Source organism: Fluviispira sanaruensis (genome assembly GCF_004295685.1).
GTDB lineage: Bacteria > Bdellovibrionota_B > Oligoflexia > Silvanigrellales > Silvanigrellaceae > Silvanigrella > Silvanigrella sanaruensis.
In genome coordinates, this window is sequence record NZ_AP019368.1 from 3,395,203 (window position 1) to 3,411,962 (window position 16,760).

The 16,760-nt window shown below is 32.8% G+C and carries 15 protein-coding genes; 2 read left to right on the top strand and 13 right to left on the bottom strand.

Annotated elements, in window-relative coordinates:
• Positions 1-51 precede the first annotated feature (51 nt).
• The gene (locus EZS29_RS14450; RefSeq protein ID WP_130612341.1) at positions 52-1,932 is read left to right on the top strand and encodes a DNA repair protein RecN; all 1,881 of its coding nucleotides are present in this window, start codon (positions 52-54) and stop codon (positions 1,930-1,932) included.
• A gap of 2 nt (positions 1,933-1,934) precedes the next feature.
• On the opposite strand, the gene EZS29_RS14455 is transcribed toward EZS29_RS14450, so the two are convergent.
• From EZS29_RS14455 to EZS29_RS14490, 8 genes are all read right to left on the bottom strand, one after another.
• Positions 1,935-3,167 carry an MFS transporter gene (locus EZS29_RS14455; RefSeq protein ID WP_130612344.1) on the bottom strand — a complete coding sequence of 411 codons (1,233 nt, stop codon included), beginning with the start codon at positions 3,165-3,167 and terminating at the stop codon, positions 1,935-1,937.
• Positions 3,168-3,169: 2 nt separating this feature from the next.
• Complete coding sequence (locus EZS29_RS14460) at positions 3,170-4,369, bottom strand: AMP-binding protein (RefSeq protein ID WP_172603975.1); 1,200 nt, start codon at positions 4,367-4,369, stop codon at positions 3,170-3,172.
• Positions 4,359-5,420: an enolase-like domain-containing protein gene (locus EZS29_RS14465; RefSeq protein WP_130612350.1), complete on the bottom strand. Its 1,062-nt coding sequence runs from the start codon at positions 5,418-5,420 to the stop codon at positions 4,359-4,361. Before EZS29_RS14465 ends, EZS29_RS14460 begins: the two co-directional genes overlap by 11 nt.
• Complete coding sequence (locus tag EZS29_RS14470) at positions 5,407-6,234, bottom strand: NRDE family protein (RefSeq protein WP_172603976.1); 828 nt, start codon at positions 6,232-6,234, stop codon at positions 5,407-5,409. The genes EZS29_RS14465 and EZS29_RS14470 overlap by 14 nt, the downstream gene beginning before the upstream one ends.
• Positions 6,235-6,241: 7 nt before the next feature.
• Entirely contained in the window at positions 6,242-7,162 is a 921-nt protein-coding gene (locus tag EZS29_RS14475; RefSeq protein WP_130612356.1) for a 1,4-dihydroxy-2-naphthoate polyprenyltransferase, read from the bottom strand.
• Positions 7,159-7,977 carry a 1,4-dihydroxy-2-naphthoyl-CoA synthase gene (menB, locus tag EZS29_RS14480; RefSeq protein ID WP_130612359.1) on the bottom strand — a complete coding sequence of 273 codons (819 nt, stop codon included), beginning with the start codon at positions 7,975-7,977 and terminating at the stop codon, positions 7,159-7,161. Before menB ends, EZS29_RS14475 begins: the two co-directional genes overlap by 4 nt.
• 124 nt (positions 7,978-8,101) lie before the next feature.
• The gene (locus EZS29_RS14485) at positions 8,102-9,034 is read right to left on the bottom strand and encodes an ABC transporter substrate-binding protein (protein WP_172603977.1); all 933 of its coding nucleotides are present in this window, start codon (positions 9,032-9,034) and stop codon (positions 8,102-8,104) included.
• Between the two features lie 316 nt (positions 9,035-9,350).
• Complete coding sequence (locus EZS29_RS14490; protein WP_130612365.1) at positions 9,351-9,758, bottom strand: hypothetical protein; 408 nt, start codon at positions 9,756-9,758, stop codon at positions 9,351-9,353.
• 729 nt (positions 9,759-10,487) lie between these two features.
• Here EZS29_RS14490 and EZS29_RS14495 point away from each other — a divergent pair.
• A complete protein-coding gene (locus EZS29_RS14495; protein ID WP_172603978.1) occupies positions 10,488-10,886 on the top strand; it encodes a chorismate mutase in 399 nt (132 codons plus the stop codon).
• Between the two features lie 71 nt (positions 10,887-10,957).
• On the opposite strand, the gene EZS29_RS14500 is transcribed toward EZS29_RS14495, so the two are convergent.
• From EZS29_RS14500 to gcvT, 5 genes are all read right to left on the bottom strand, one after another.
• A complete protein-coding gene (locus EZS29_RS14500; RefSeq protein ID WP_130612371.1) occupies positions 10,958-12,121 on the bottom strand; it encodes an iron-containing alcohol dehydrogenase in 1,164 nt (387 codons plus the stop codon).
• A 25-nt stretch (positions 12,122-12,146) separates the two neighbouring features.
• The gene (gcvPB, locus tag EZS29_RS14505; protein WP_130612374.1) at positions 12,147-13,625 is read right to left on the bottom strand and encodes an aminomethyl-transferring glycine dehydrogenase subunit GcvPB; all 1,479 of its coding nucleotides are present in this window, start codon (positions 13,623-13,625) and stop codon (positions 12,147-12,149) included.
• Between the two features lie 12 nt (positions 13,626-13,637).
• Positions 13,638-14,999: an aminomethyl-transferring glycine dehydrogenase subunit GcvPA gene (gcvPA, locus tag EZS29_RS14510; protein ID WP_130612377.1), complete on the bottom strand. Its 1,362-nt coding sequence runs from the start codon at positions 14,997-14,999 to the stop codon at positions 13,638-13,640.
• A gap of 63 nt (positions 15,000-15,062) precedes the next feature.
• Complete coding sequence (gene gcvH / locus EZS29_RS14515; RefSeq protein WP_172603997.1) at positions 15,063-15,449, bottom strand: glycine cleavage system protein GcvH; 387 nt, start codon at positions 15,447-15,449, stop codon at positions 15,063-15,065.
• Between the two features lie 26 nt (positions 15,450-15,475).
• A complete protein-coding gene (gene gcvT / locus EZS29_RS14520) occupies positions 15,476-16,606 on the bottom strand; it encodes a glycine cleavage system aminomethyltransferase GcvT (protein ID WP_130612383.1) in 1,131 nt (376 codons plus the stop codon).
• Positions 16,607-16,760: the final 154 nt, after the last annotated feature.

Sequence of the window (16,760 nt, forward strand, 5' to 3'; positions counted from 1 at the left end):
CTGAAAATCGAACACAATTTCTTACAAACTTGCATATAATTGCAAATTTTCATGAATGCGCAAGCTCAAAACACATTCCATGAAAAAGATCAAATTGACAGAAATGTGCTTATCCTTTCAAAGCAAAAAAAAGAAACACTTTTTGAAGGAAATAAGATGTTAAAACGACTTATCATACAAAATCTGGCTATTGCAGAAAATATTTCTGTCAACTTCCATGAAGGGCTCAATGTCATAACTGGCGAAACAGGGGCTGGAAAATCGCTTTTAGTGGACGCTCTTTGTCTTTTAAGAGGACAGCGTGCAGATACAGCCTTAATTCGCACAGGTCACGAAAGCGCTCAAGTGACTGGAATTTTTATCCCAAGTAAAAAAAATAAAGACATCTTTTCATTACTAGAAGATCTCGGCATTCCATTATTCGACGATGCGCCCGAAGAAATTGTGATAAAAAGATTTATCCAGCGCAACGGTAGACATCGAGCCACTGTAAATGAAAATTTAGTGAGTACAAAAATCCTACAGCTTATTTCGTCTGACTTAATAGATATCAGTAGTCAGTTTGAAAATCAAAGATTGCTCGATAGCGATTCTCATTCTCTTTTTCTTGATGAGTTTTGCAATACCATTACATTACATAAAAAATATCTTGAAAATTTTAATCAATCAAATGATTTTTTAAAACAAATAAAAAACACAATATTAGAAATAAATTTATTGAAGAGAGAAAAAAATTTATATGAATTTGAACTTTCTCAAATTCGAGAGGCAAATGTATCAGCTTCAGAATTTCAAAAATTAGAAGAAATTATTTCGATTGGCAATAAGGCAAATTATACTAAAAATATTTGTCGAGAAATCGATGAAATTATGCAAAGCGGAGAAACAAATTGTTTGTCTCAATTAAAATATTGCAAAAGAAATGTCGAAAAACTGCTAAAGAACACTGCTCAATCACAAATCAAAATAAATACCGATCAAATTGATGGAATTATTGCTCTGATTGAAGATTTTATTCATAAAAATGAAATTACTTCATCCTATTTTGAAATTGATGAAACCGTTTTAAGCCAAGCTGAAAATAGAATTGAAGTTTATAATAAAATTTTGCAAAAATTTGGTCCAAATATTCAAGATATAGAAAAGTATGCTTTAAAATGCGAAGATTATTTAGATAAAACAAATATATTAGAAGAAAATTTTAAATTACTTATAAGTAAATGCGAAAACTCGCTTAAAGAAACATTAAAACTTGCGCACAAACTCAGCACTGAGCGGCAAAGTAAATTGAGTTTCATTTCCACGTCTGTTGAACAGGAACTGACTGAACTTGGTATTCCAAAAGCTAAATTCATATGTCATTTAAAAGAAAATAACTCGGATTCTTCTAAAGTATTTTCGGAATTAAATTTAAATATTAAAGTCGATCTTTTAAATTCTTTTTCTAAATTAACAAAGTCAGGTGCTGAAAAAGCACAATTTCTCCTCAGCACTAATTTAGGAATTGAAGCTCAGCCTATAGAAAAAGTAGCCAGTGGTGGTGAACTTTCGCGAATAATGCTTGCCATAAAAAATGTTTTATTTGGTGATGATAGTATGAGCGTTTTTATTTTCGATGAAATTGATACAGGCATTAGTGGAAATATAGCTTCTAAAGTTGGAAAAAAGCTTGCAGAATTTTGTAAAAATAAAAAAGGTCAAATCTCTCGACAGGCACTCTGTATCACCCATCTCCCCCAGGTCGCATGCTACTCACAAAATCATTTTATCGTTACAAAAGTTTTGCAAGATAATAAAACTGTAACCAAAATAATTCATGCGAGCGAAGAAGAAAAACTAACGGAAATAGCAATTTTATTATCAGGAGAAACTCTTAGCCAAGAAAGTCTTGCACAAGCAAGATACCTAGTGAATCAAGCACATGCTCTCTAAAATCAATTATTTTTAGCGACAGTTCCTTCGAAGAAATCGAGAGATGTATTATTTGTTTCCTTTAAGAAATAAAGAGAAATTATCCCCAAAAAGAAAAAAATTGCCACTGAAATCATTGAGGCATACCACATATTAGAATAATGCAGAGCAAGCCATGGAACAAGAGTATTGATTCCAACGAGTGACGCGCGCGATAGACTTGAGATCATAGACGCTGCTGTTGTACGCTGATTGGTACCAAAGCTTTCTACAGCTAAAACCATAAAAATTCCTGGATATCCACTGGCAAGGCCAATTAAACATAAAATAAAGTAAAAAGAATATGTATTTAGAGAAGAACCCAAACCAAATAATGAGACTGCACAAACCATTAGAATAAGAGCCGAAAGGACAGCGATCCTGCGACTTGCCGCTAATTTGGCAATATATGGAAATAAGTGGGATCCGAAAAAAGACCCGGTAAAGTAAAATGCCAAGGATATAGATTGATTGACAGCTTCTCTCATCCCAACCTGTTTAGCAATTTCAGGCGCGAAATTAACAAAAAATGCCATAAACCAGAAAGGTATATTTGAAAAAGTAAGAGCTAGAATTTTAAGCACAGAAGCCTTATTTGCAAGTAATTGTTTCACATTCCCGCGAGCAATATTTTTCTTAAGCTTAATATTTTTAAATAAAATAGAATCGGCAAAAGAAATTCTTGCAAGAAGAATTATAAACCCCGCTCCTCCACCAATTAAAAACATCGTTTGCCAGTGAAAAGCACTGCCAATATAGGCAGCGAGCATTCCGCCAACTATACCAAAAGAATAAACAACTCCCGAAACAAAGCCACGCTTCTCTGCTGGCAAGATTTCACTTAATAATGTGATGGAAGCAGCAAACTCTCCCGCTAAACCAAGAGCTGCAATAAAGCGCATTGCGGTAAAGAGCTGAATATCTGTGGTAAAAGCGTTTATAATAATTGCAATGGAATAAATAAGAATTCCTATTCTCACCGCAGACAATCGACCGAATTTATCACTCCATATGCCACTTAGAACACCACCTAGGACAAGACCTAACGCTTGAGCATTAAACATATAGGCCCCAATGCGCATGAAATCTTCTTCAGGCACACCTAAAGATCTTAAGATAGGAACTCGCACGACGACAAATAGAGACAAATCATAAAAGTCAATCAAATATCCAATAGCTAGGAAGAAGATTATAAACTTATAATTTTTATTATCCATAACTAATCCTTTAATTGTTTCGAAACAATTTTGTGAAGAATGGAATTTAGCAGAGTGCGTTTTAATTTGCCAAGATCAGTTCGAGGAATCTTATCTAATATATAAAAATTTCGTATTCTTTCGAATGGAAAAACTTTATTATTAAATTCATTGAGCATTCTATCAATATCTTTATTAATTAAAGGCTCATTTGATTCAATAACAAGAACAATAGATTTTCCAAGTCTTAAATCTTCTTGAGCAATCAATGCTAAATCATTCTGAATAGAATATTTACTTTTAAGATCCAAAATAATACTTTCTAAATAAACAAGATTAACATTTTCTCCACTAATCTTAATAACATCATCACTTCTGCCAATGACTGATAAATAATTCCCATCCACTTTGCCGATATCGGAAGTTGAAATATATTTAATTTCCTTGCCATCATTTAATTTTAATACTTTTCTTGGATCGTGAAAAACAATATTTTTTCCATTTAGCAAAATATATCCTGAGAGCAGTGAATTACCTGCAATACAAATCCGCCCAACTTCATCACACCATACCTGTAAATGATCCATAATTTTTAATTGAGCAAAACCCAAATCTTTATTAAATAATGGCAATGCTGTTGCGACTTGAGAACAACATTCCGTCATTCCATAACTGGGTAGTAAATTCCAGCCTAACTCAACTGCTTTTTCGTACAAAGACTTTGCTAGAGCTCCACCACCCACAACAATCGCTCGCATAGAAGAAGGGCATTTTAAAGACAACTGGACAATATCGAAGATTTGAGTTGGCACAAGTGAAGAAAGAGTTGCACCACTCTTAATAATTTCTTGAATAAAACAGAAAGCTGACCATTTATAATTTTCACTGTATAGATTTATTAGTTTTGCCTGACTTAAAAAAGCTCTTGAATATAAAGAAAGTCCGCCAATATGGAAATAAGGCAGTGTATTGATAAGAATATCTTTTTGCGTGCACTCTAAATGCCTATTAACACTTAAAGATGAATTTAAAATCGCTTCTTTTTTTAACGCAACCCATTTTAATTCTTTACTAGAAAGCGCAGTCGAGCCCGATGTGGCAAGAAAAATATGAGACTCCAAACAAAATTCCCTTGCAATTTTTTCTATACTTTCTCTTTCTTGCAAGGGAATACGTGGGTTCATAAAAAAGTGGTATTCTTTTGAGTGCCAATCAATATTCACAAATTTCTCTCCAGTTTTCCTTTTCAAGCAATTCATCATATCCAAAACCTGTGCCAGCAGTGTCTGGTATGAGTTGAGTTTTATTCAGACTTAATCTCTCTGAGTAAGCATTTTCTTCATATAGAAAGTGTGTCAGAAACCCACAATATTCTTCATATTTCGGGTGATCATGATAGAATAAAGCGGCTTCATAGAGAGCGCAGAGTTGCCCAAAAGGATGATCCATATAACTTGTAAAAACCACTTTATCAAGCTTTGCTCTGATAGTTTTTAGTTTATTATTTGCCAAAATTTGCTGGGCTGGCTTTATTACTAAACGTTGAAAATAAATATCTTTTTCATCTTTTAAGTTTTCTAAATGATGAACAGATTTATGATCCAATGCTAAATTTAAAGACTGAATTTCTTTTATCAGACGAGACCAATTACTAAAATTAAACGGACAAGGATCCTCAACATAATCAATTATATCCAAATAATATTTAATATTTTCTAAAAACTGAAGAGCTTCTTTAAAACTTAAAGTAGAATTAAAATCTAAGCGTAATTTAAAATTAAAATCTTTTAATAAGCAATAATTAGTCTTTATTAATTCAAAATTATTCTGAAGAATTTTCCCACACTTTATTTTAAGTAAATGAAAATCATTATCCTTTAAAGACATTAAATTCTTCTCAGTTAAAAACCGACTATCACTTACAGTCCAATGGTTTTTTGGCAAAGATATATTTTGAAAAGCATTTAATTTATTTTTTCGAAATTCTGCATCAATTCTTGCAAAGCACAAGCTCTTATAAAGAGAGTCAGTTAAATTCTTTGTTTTAAGACACTCTATCTGTCTGGCTATTGGGAGATCTGAGAGCTCTTCAAAGACAAAACAATCTGAATACCCTATTGACAAATCTTTAAAAAAAACTTTAAGCAAAAAACCATCTCTATTTTGAAACTCTTTTACTTTTGCATTTAAAATAGATTTGGGTTTTAAACTATAAGGGGAAATTGCAATTTTAGATATATTGGCATAAGGGTCTTCAATATCAATAAATTTCATATTGAACACGAATTCTTTTAGAGTTCTCTATTTCTGCATTTTGCATATATGTTTGTTCATATATAAAAATTGCTGGTTTTTCTTCGATCCCGAAAAAAAGAGTGGAACGGGTTCCATATTTATCACCATCGATAAAAAGCGCGGATAAAAATATCTCCATCTCCTGTGAAACTCCTGTGTTTGGTAGTTTTGCGAGTTCATATCTTTTTTTATTCATCATTTCTTGTCGAAAATAATGCCAATAATAATCGCTCTCCTGACTTATCTTATGTTCAGAAAAATTCTTTAGAAAGATGTTTTTTGTAACACTCACTTTTGGCCAATCGGAATCGAGTGTTCCATTACTTAAACCAAATATATATTTTCTTTCATCCCCATAAGTATATATTACTTTTTGTTCTAAGGTTTTGCTATTAAAAAAAATGATCTCATTCTCATCGGAAAAGATAAGATTATAAAAATTATAATCTCCTGCTGTTTTATTTAACTGAGATAAAAAAGCTTTTGACGATAAATTATTTTGCAAAAAATCAGTGATTATTCCGCCACGCGATTTCATATTATCTTTATAAGCCTTAAGATCACGGATATTGGTTAAAACCGCCCATTTTCCTTTCCATTTATTTTCACATGCAAACCAAGTTCCCTTTTGTTCTTCATCTCTTGGACCAAATAATTGATTTCCCCGAGTTAGATATTGTATATCCCATCCCTGGATTTCAGTGCTCATTCTCCCACGAAATTCATCTCTATTAGAAATGAGTGCAATTGGGATTGATTTTATTTGATTCACAAGTAAAAACAGTGTGCACAAAATTTAGTTACCTTATAAAAAAACCAATTGACATAAATATACCAAAAAGCATTTGAACAGCAGCGGACATTCCTAAAAATTTATTAAATATTGGAGAAGGTTCATTTATTATGACACCTCTCGTAACATAAATTGATAATGGCAATGATATCAATGGGAGAAAAGCAACAAAGATATATCCACTTAAATACCAATAAATATTTAATAGAAATGCAAAAGAAAAAAGAAATGCGATTTCAAATCTTGCAAATTTTTTCCCAAATATAGCTGCTAATGTCATTTTATGCACTTTTTTATCCTCAATATAATCACGAAAATTATTTATTGAAATAAGAACTGTTGCTAATAATCCAATCTGTAAACTAGCAATAAATGCATGCAAATGAATTGTATTTGTTTGTAAATAATAAACACCTAAAACAGCAATGATGCCAAAAAATAAAATAACAAATAACTCCCCGAGCCCTTTATATGCCAAAGGATAGGGACCACCTGTGTATATATATCCACAGATAATTGAGACTATTCCAACGAATAAAATAGGTAAACCACCCGATACAATCAAAGGAACGCCAAAAAGTGCTGCTAGCAAAAAACAGCAAAGACCGCCAAATAAAACCTGCTTCGAACTGAGCAGACCACTTTGTGTCATTCTTTTTGGACCTATACGCTTTTCGTTATCTGCACCTTTTTTAAAATCGATCGCATCGTTGATAAAATTCGTTCCAATTTGAATAAAAATAGAACTTAACAATGCAAACAGACTTAAGCTCCATTGCACCTTTAAACCACTCGCATTTAATTCAGAATATGCAACAGCTGTAGCTACAAGTATGGGAACAAATGCAGCAGCTAAAGTTTTTGGTCGTGCCGCTAAAATAAAAGCATTTATTTTGGATTGCTCCTGTGCTTGTTCAATAGAGATCAAGGAAACCTCCCAAACTTGTTAAAATCTGGTTTTCTTTTTTCAACAAAAGCTTCTTTGCCTTCTTTTGCTTCTTCACTCAAATAATAGAGAAGTGTTGCGTTGCCTGCTAAATCCAATAACCCCATTTGTCCATCACAATCTGCATTCAAAGCTGATTTTAAGCAACGCAAAGCGAGGGGCGAGTGTGCCAGCATTTCGCGACACCATTTTAAGGTTTCTTGCTCAAGTTCTTCAACTGGTACAACGTGATTGACTAATCCCATCTCCAAAGCTTGTTGGGCATTGTACTGTCTACACAAAAACCAAATTTCTCTCGCTTTTTTCTGACCAACGATACGTGCTAAATAGCTGCTCCCAAGCCCGCCATCAAAGGATCCTACTTTAGGGCCTGTCTGTCCGAATTTCGCATTGTCGCCTGCGATAGTGAGGTCGCAAACTATATGCAGGACGTGTCCACCTCCAATTGCATAGCCAGCTACCATAGCAACCACGGGTTTAGGCATTGAGCGAATAGATTTTTGCACATCCAAAATATTGAGACGAGGAAGACCATCTTGACCAACATATCCCCCATGCCCACGTACTTTTTGATCACCACCTGAACAAAATGCCTCTTTGCCTTCTCCAGTTAATACAATGACCCCGACATGGGAGTCTTCGCGACAAATTTCGAAAGCAATTAATAATTCTTTTACAGTTTCTGGGCGAAATGCATTGCGCACATGTGGTCGATTGATAGTTATTTTTGCAATTCCATCTTCTGTCCGCTCAAGCTTAATATCTTCAAATGATTTTATGCTACTCCAAATACTCATTTTTAACTCCTAATTTCGATAAAAACGCAAGGTGTAAAACTCTGCCCCGTTTTTATATCATTATAAAACATAAGGACAATATCAAATGAAAAAAAATAAACATTTTTAATAACTAAGATTTTTATCATTCAACAAAGTAGGCATCATGAACCAGATTTTTTGAAAGTTTTATTTTCCATTTCTTTAACTGGAATTTACTGAAAATAATACTACCTTTTTCTAAGTATACTGGTGGGATTGACTTTGGCAAAACGCGTGGGTGAATTAAAATCTTTTCTGCTAATTTTGCAGCTTCATAACCTTGATTGATTTGAGTGACAACAATTCCTGCTATTGCTTTGTCTTTTCCAACAGAATTATCCAACAAACCAAAAATTGGAATAGGCGAATTCATCGAAGTCCATTTAATCACTTCATCTGAATCAATATTTTTATCATAATTTCCTTTTAAATACTGATAATAACCAACAATAATTACATCATAATTCTTCTTTGAGTTTACAATAATCGCTTGCCAGTTTAAAAAATTCTCTATTGATTCCACTTGAAAATGTATACCAAAAACGAAGTTATTATTCAAATTTTTTAATATTTCTTCATATAATATCTCAGAAGACTTACTTCTATCAACTAAAATCAAAGCACGTTTTGTTTTAGGCAACACTTGTTTTAAGTAAGAAGCTGTTTCTAAGATCAGTGGTTTGGCATACACGCCAGTTATATAAAGAGAATCTTTTGCAATCAATTCATTTGGATCTTTTTTTATACCTAAGTATACCGTAGGAATTTTTGCTTGATTAAATTTATCTCCAAGAAGTTTCAAAGCAATCTCATCCGCTAACATAACCAAATCTGGTTCAAATTTGTCAAAATATTCTAATGCATTAATAATATTTTCTTCATTTTTTTTCTTTGTATTCTTATTTAATTGCATAGAGTAATATGATATTAAATAATTATTTTTTAAATAATCTGAAATAGACTTCTTATAATTATTTCCTGAAGCTAATTCTGTATGAGAACTTTCAATAATAAGAATTTTCTTTTGCTTTTTCACAAAAGACTGACTCGCAATAAAAATTAAACTTATTAGTAATATAATTCTTATTACTTTGTTTATATTGATTTCTCCTCAGATTTTTTAGAAAAATTATATTATATAAACACTTTGAAATTATCGGGTTTTGTTAAATAATTCTTGATAAATAAATTTTGACGGTTTAAAAAAATTTATTATATTAATTATAAATATCATAGGTATAAAAAGTTTATTTCAGGAATATCTTATTGAATTTTTGACGATTTTAATACGAAAATAATCCAGGTACTGAGCTACTTTTTAACTAACACTGTCGTTCAGTACCCCAATTTTGTTACTTTTTGAATAATCTGACTGAGTCTACTACTCTTCCATTTTGATCTACTTTGAGTAAACGAATATAGCCCTTTGCTTCATTACCTAAATTATGAACAACTTCATAGTTACTATTTTCTAGTGAGTAAAGTGTAGTCATGCGGTCTGTTGCAAAGGGTTTTACAACTAAATTTCCATTCGTTGGGAAAACACCCATTCTTGTACATCCTGCAACATGACCTAAGGAATTAAAAAAACATGAATTTATATCTTCTGTTACTGAAACACTTTCTTTTGAAGTTACTTGAAGACTATAGACTCCTTTTCCAACAACGTAATCACTTTCCCAGTTCGAATTTAAAGGTAAATTGTGCGCAAACGCAGATGTGGAAAATAAAACTAAAGACGCATAAGCAAGCTTTTTCATATATATCTCCTTAAGAATATATTTGTTCAGTTACAGAAATTTATTCTTGCTTTTTAAATTATTTATTTTTAGAAGTCAACTTTTTATCTAATCGTCTTTTTATTGAATTATTATTGGTTATGGATTTATATTATAAAAATCTTTATAGAAAATATTTTTAATGATTAAGTGATTAAGTAATATTAATATTTTTTTATTTTATCGCGCTAAAATATTAATCATTAATTTAAATTTTCAACTTCAAATTAATAAGAATCTACTTAAAAAAAATTGAATATTATTTTAGAAGATAATTCAAAATAAATTATGATATTTAGTAAGATGATTTAAAAAATTAAAAGATAGTGTCAGGACTACTCAATAAAGCTTCCAATTTCATTTAAGTTGGCCACCCGAAAGATATTAAAGAGAAGCTCTTTTATTGTACTTATCATTTCCCTCTACGCCTGATGAATAACTTCAACCAAATTACTATAGAATCATGGATAGATTAGTTTATTTATTGGGTTAAAGATTATTTAGAACAGTATTTTACGACTATAATCATCATGCACCTCATTCGAAACTTGCAATGTTGAGTCAAGTACATTATCAAAACTCACCTTAATCATGTGTCAATTGAACTGCTGTTCATTGCAGCTGACATTAATTTGATTGAGTGAAATTGTTTTGAGATTTTTTTATCTCACTAGAAAGTATTTGTTTTAATGAATTTTATAGGAGATTATTTTGAAAAAAATATCGTTATCAATAGTGTGTTTGTTTTTTATACAATTTTCTTTTATCGGTAATTCTTACTGTTTAAATCATGAAAAAAACAAAAATGTTGATGAATGCCAAGATTTAAAATGTGTTCGCACCAATATTGATGAGATCAATAAAAAAATAGTTTTACTTCTTTCTGAAAGGATGCAATATGTCATTCAAGCTGGCAATATAAAACTTAAAAATAATATTGCGACTGCTGAAGATAAGTTACGAGCGTCTCAAGTTATAAATCAGGCGGAAAAATTCGGGATAGAGAACAGTCTTCCGCCTGGATTTACAAAAAAAGTATTTGAGGAAATAGTTAAAGGATCGATGCTTTATGAACAAAAAGATATGGATAAAAGAAAAGTTAAAGACTAATCTTGAATTTTTTAAAAATTAGAAGAACAAGCATTATTTACTTTTATTTTAACTTTTAAACATAAACACAGTCATTTTTCAAAAGCCAAATCCAAAATTTTTCCTATTTCCTTTGCACCAATATTGCCATGCTCTCCAAGCTTTTTTCCGCCCGTTACTTTCATAACTTGCTCAGGAATAGCTTTTAAGGATTTTTTGGTAATTTTATATTCTGACAATCGAGTCTTTGCCCCTAAAGAGCGAAAGAATTTTTCAGTCTTTTCTATGGCCTGCTTGGCAATTTTAGAATCGGAATCCCCTTTGATTGCAAAAACTTTTGTCCCGTAGTGAGCCAATCTTTTCTTTTTATTCTCAAATTCATGTTTGAGCACAGCGGGTAAGATGACAGCAAGTGTCTGTGCATGATCCAAACCAAACTGCGCAGTCAATTCATGGCCAATCTCATGGGTTGCCCAATCTTGCGGAACACCTTTACCTATTGTGCCATTCAAAGCATTGGTAGCACACCACATTAAATTTGCTCTCATTTCATAATTTTCAAGATTTTTTAAAGCTTTGGGACCTTCTTCAATTAAGGTCAGTAAAATAGCTTCACTTTGTCTCGTCTGTAAGGGGGCATTTACATTATAAGTTAAATACTGTTCTGTTACATGAACATATGGATCAATAATTCCATTTATAATTTGTCTTTCAGGTAAACTTAAAGAAAAAGTAGGATCGAGAATTGAAAACTTTGGAAAAGACAATGTCGAAGAAAAAGCTCTTTTTTCCTTGGTGCTGCGTTTTGAAATAACACTGAAAGTGTTCATTTCAGAGCCTGTCGCAGATAAAGTCAAGACACAACCCAAAGGCAGCGCATCTTTAACCTCTTTCCCACACAAAATATCCCATGCATTTTTACCCTTAAACTTTGCTGCATGCGCAATAAATTTACAACCATCAATAACTGATCCGCCTCCCACTGCAAGAATAAAATCAACACTTTCATTCTTACAAAGTTCAACAGCTTTTATAAGAGTGTCATAATCAGGATTTGCTTCAATCCCAGAAAATTCTATAATATTTTTATTTGCAAGAGCACTTCTTATTTGCTGATAAACTCCATTTTTTTTAATGGAGCCACCGCCAAAAGCAAAAAGGATATTTGATTTATCTTTTAAAAGATTTGGTAATTCGCCAATCGTATTTTTTCCAAAAATAACATTCACTGGATTAAATAATTGAAAATTATCCATATCTAATTCCTTTTTGTAAAAAAATTTACTCTTCTTTAAATTTAAATTTTAAAATTAATTCTCGCGCAGCTTTAACTTCGTCCACCTTTTCCCTAAATGTACGTTTAGGAAAAATAGTTTGAGAATCATTTTGTTCTATAATTTCTTTAACAGAATTTATAAATCGGTCAAGCTCTTCTATGCTTTCTGTTTCAGTTGGCTCTACCATGAGTGCATTTTTAACACATAAAGGGAAATAAACTGTTGGGGGATGCATACCGTAATCGATTAAGGCTTTTGCTAACTTTGAAGTATCAAAACCATTCTCTTTTAGATTTAAATCATTGAATATGATTTCATGTAAATGATGTCCATTCACAGGTATATTTAAAATATCTTTTAATTGTGATTTTATATAATTCGCATTCAGAATAGCATTTTCGCTGACTTCTCGCAAACCTTTCCCGCCAAGCGCTTTAATGTAACACCACGCTCGGATAAACATCCCAAAATTACCATAAAATGCTTTAACTCTTCCAATAGATTTGGGGGAATTATAATTTAAAGCATAACCATTATTTTTTTTCTCGATTAAAGGAACTGGCAAAAATGGAACCAATTTCTCACTGACTGCTATAGGCCCACTGCCTGGCCCACCGCCACCGTGCGGAGTCGTAAATGTTTTATGTAAATTAAAATGAATAACATCTGCTCCAAAATCACCAGGGCGGCTGATTCCCAACACGGCATTCATATTTGCGCCATCAATATATAGAAGCGCATCTTTTTCATGTAATAATCTTGCAATCTGCGCTATATTTTTTTCAAATAAACCGAGAGTATTAGGATTAGTGAGCATCATTCCTGCAACATCATCATTTAATACCTCCTCAACAGACTCTAAAGTAACATAGCCGTCTTCACCTGTTTTCACTTGCACAATATTAAATCCTGCTAGAGCCGCACTCGCAGGATTTGTCCCATGTGAAGTATCCGCTGTTAAAATCGTGCGTCTATTTCTACCTTTATTTCTATGATAAGCAGATATTAAAAGTAACCCCGCAAATTCTCCTTGTGCTCCAGCACTCGGTTGTAAGGAAACAGCTTTGAGTCCTGTTATTTCTTTCAAATCTTCTTGCAATTCATACATAATTTGTAAATGAGCCTGACTCCATTGAATAGGGTCATAAGGGTGCAATTCACAAATTTCAGCACTCCTTGCAACCTCTTCATTAAATCTTGGATTATGCTTCATAGTACAAGAACCCAAAGGATAAATTCCAAGATCAATTGCGTAATTCCATGTTGACAGACGGGTAAAATGTCTAACGACTTCCGATTCAGAAAGTTCAGGAAGTCTTGCGTCTTTTGCTCGTGAGTTATGCGCAAAATATTTTTTGGATATTATTTTTGGCACATCTAATTCTGGTAAGCCAAATCCATAAGCTCCTTCATGTGATCTTTCAAACAAGAGAGGTTCTTCTAAAACAACTGCATGACTCGTAGTTTTATTTAAATAGCTCATAATATTTTCACCTTATCCAAATCTTTTTAAAAGTTCAACATATTTATCTAATTCATCGCGTGTTTTCTTTTCAGTCACAGCTACTATTAGACCTGTTTTATCTTCAGGAAAAAATCTTTGCAATGAAACACCAGGAGCCAAATCATTCTCTACACATTTTTGAATAAATTCAGCTGAAGATATTTTTAAATCAATCACAAATTCATTAAATGAATTTGTCTTACCATAGCGAATTTTTGCTTTTCCAGTTTTCAATAATTCCGATTTTAGATATTCAGATTTCGCTAAATTCTGCTCAGCTAATTCAATGAAACCTTGCTTACCAACCAACGCCATCCAAATTGTCGCCCAAAGTGCGCATAAATTTTGATTTGTACATATATTTGAAGTTGCTTTTTCTCTACGAATATGTTGTTCACGCGTGCTTAGCGTTAAAGTATAACTTCTTCTTCCGAGGGAGTCGACTGTTTCACCGCAAAGGCGCCCAGGCATTTGCCGAACATTTTCCAATCGACTTGTAAATAAACCTAAATAAGGTCCACCAAAACTCTGCGGTAAACCAAAGCTTTGTCCCTCACCTGTAGCAATATCAGCATTATATTCACCGGGGGTTTTTAATAGAGCGAGACTTAGTGGCTCTGTTACATTAGCAGAAAATAAACTTCCTTTAGCATGCACTAAATCAGATAATTCATGCATGTCTTCTATACAGCCCATGAAATTAGGACTTTGCGCAATAACAATGGCAACATCACTTCCCAATAATGTTTTTAACGCAGTTGAAGATGTTTTGCCTTCTTCATTTAAAGGAACAACTGTTACCTCTATTCCTAAGTTTGTAACATAAGTTTTTAACACTTCGACATATTCAGGATGCACACCACCAGAGACCAGAATTCTTTTTTTATTCGGCTGCATACGCATTGCCATTAATGCTGATTCTGCCAAACTTGTGGAACCATCGTAATGAGAAGCAGATGAAATATCCATACCAAATATTTCTGCAATCATACTTTGAAATTCGAATAAAGCTTGTAATGTTCCTTGAGATATTTCTGGCTGATAAGGAGTATATGATGTTAAAAATTCACCCCTTAATGTCAATTGATTCACTGCAGCAGGGCAATAATGATCATAAACACCTGCACCTAAAAAACTTAAATAAGAGTTTTTATTTCTTGAGTTTTTTAGAAGTTCATTTATTTTTCTTTTAATATCAAATTCAGATAATTCTTTTCCAATTGCTAAAGTACCAGAATATTGAACTGCTTCAGGAATTCCTTTTAATAATTCATCAAGGGAATTTACCCCACATGCTGCCAACAATTTTTTTTTATCTAACTCTGTAGTTGGCAAAAAACGATGACTCGACATTTAATACTCCTTATTAAAAAAAAAGACGGGTTTTTACAACCCGTCTTTAAAATCTTTTTAAAATTAATTGCCACCTTTAATGTAGTTTTCATACTCAGAAGCACTCAATAAATCGGCTGGAATATTTTCGACCTCTACTTTTACGAGCCATCCTTTCGAATAAGCATCTTCTGCGAGGCAATCTGGAGAATCGATAGCTGTCTGATTTATTTCTGTAATTTTACAGCTTACAGGCATATAAAGATCGCTAACTGTTTTGACAGATTCAACTGTACCAAAATTTACCCCAGCTTTGAAACTTGCACCCACTTTAGGAAGATCAAGATACACAATATCCCCAAGCTGATCGATCGCATATTTCGTGATGCCAATCGTTGCAACACTTCCTTCAATTTTAATCCATTCATGTTCTTTTGTATATTTTAATCCATTTGGATAAGACATTTGTATTCCCCTTTTACACTTAATCCTTAAGCTCAACCCTGAGCACTACCATGAACAAAAAATGGTTTTTTTACAACTAAAGCAGGTTTTTTTTCACCCCTAATTTCAATCCATATTTGCGATCCAAGTTTAGAATAAGCTTGATTTACATATGCTAAACCAATATTTTTGCCGACTGTTGGAGCTGGACAACCACTCGTCACGTTGCCTATAGAATTTTCTCCCTCGCTCGATGCATAAACTTTATAACCATGCCGCCCGATTGCTCTATCTTGCATTTCAAATGCAACTAATTTTCTTATTAAACCTTCTTCTTTTTGTTTGAGAAGGGCTTCTTTACCAACAAAATTATTTTTTTCAAATTTAGTGACCCAGCCTAAACCACATTCTAAAGCGCTGGTTGTGTTGTCCATATCATTTCCATATAAAAGATAACCCACCTCTAAACGCAACGTATCTCTCGCTCCTAAGCCACAAGGTTTTACAGAATACTCATGACCTACTTGCAATAAGCCTCTCCATATTTTTGCTGCCGCAGAAGCGGGGAGATAAACTTCATAACCCAATTCGCCTGTATAACCAGTACGCGCTATAATTGCAGGCACCCCAAGCACTTTTCCTTCAGTAAAATGATAATAAGCGAGCTCTGTTATTTTAACGTCCACAACTTTGGCTATGAGTTCACGGCTTTTTGGCCCTTGAATCGCAATTTGTGCATAATCATCACTTACATTTTCTAAATGAACTCCCTGTTTAGGGCAGCGCTCTTTGAACCAGGCAAAATCTTTTTCAATATTACTTGCATTTATACAAATAAAGAAAGAATCAAATCCTCTTCTATATATGATAATATCATCAACTAATGTGCCATTTTCATAGCACAATGCACTATATTGTGCCTGACCTATTTGCAATTTTGCGACATCATTTGAAACAAGTCCCTGTAAATAATCAAGCGCTCCTCGACCCGTTACGATAATTTCGCCCATATGACTGACATCAAAAATTCCAACGGAATTTCTGACCGCTTTGTGTTCATCAACAACACCTGTGTACTGAACAGGCATATTCCAACCCGCAAAAGGTACCATTTTTCCATTTAATGCGAGATGCTCTTCAAATAATGGAGTCAATTTAAGTTTTTCTTCTACTGGTAATGACATTTCATCCCCCAACGGCAGCATATAAATTTTTTGGACAAATCATCATCTTAATATTAATGAAATGAGTCAACTTATTTAAAAATTAATTTTATGAAATTGCAAATTGAATCTTACAATTCAGAAATTTAAAATATTCATTTGGAATTGTCTTTGA

What these genes read in the sequence shown, in the direction of transcription:
- EZS29_RS14500 (WP_130612371.1), bottom strand. Translation starts at nt 12,121, where the DNA reads ATGGATAATTTTCAATTATTTAATCCAGTGAATGTTATTTTTGGAAAA.
- gcvPB (WP_130612374.1), bottom strand. Translation starts at nt 13,625, where the DNA reads ATGAGCTATTTAAATAAAACTACGAGTCATGCAGTTGTTTTAGAAGAA.
- gcvPA (WP_130612377.1), bottom strand. Translation starts at nt 14,999, where the DNA reads ATGTCGAGTCATCGTTTTTTGCCAACTACAGAGTTAGATAAAAAAAAA.
- menB (WP_130612359.1), bottom strand. Translation starts at nt 7,977, where the DNA reads ATGAGTATTTGGAGTAGCATAAAATCATTTGAAGATATTAAGCTTGAG.
- EZS29_RS14450 (WP_130612341.1), top strand. Translation starts at nt 52, where the DNA reads ATGAATGCGCAAGCTCAAAACACATTCCATGAAAAAGATCAAATTGAC.
- EZS29_RS14455 (WP_130612344.1), bottom strand. Translation starts at nt 3,167, where the DNA reads ATGGATAATAAAAATTATAAGTTTATAATCTTCTTCCTAGCTATTGGA.
- EZS29_RS14490 (WP_130612365.1), bottom strand. Translation starts at nt 9,758, where the DNA reads ATGAAAAAGCTTGCTTATGCGTCTTTAGTTTTATTTTCCACATCTGCG.
- EZS29_RS14465 (WP_130612350.1), bottom strand. Translation starts at nt 5,420, where the DNA reads ATGAAATTTATTGATATTGAAGACCCTTATGCCAATATATCTAAAATT.
- gcvT (WP_130612383.1), bottom strand. Translation starts at nt 16,606, where the DNA reads ATGTCATTACCAGTAGAAGAAAAACTTAAATTGACTCCATTATTTGAA.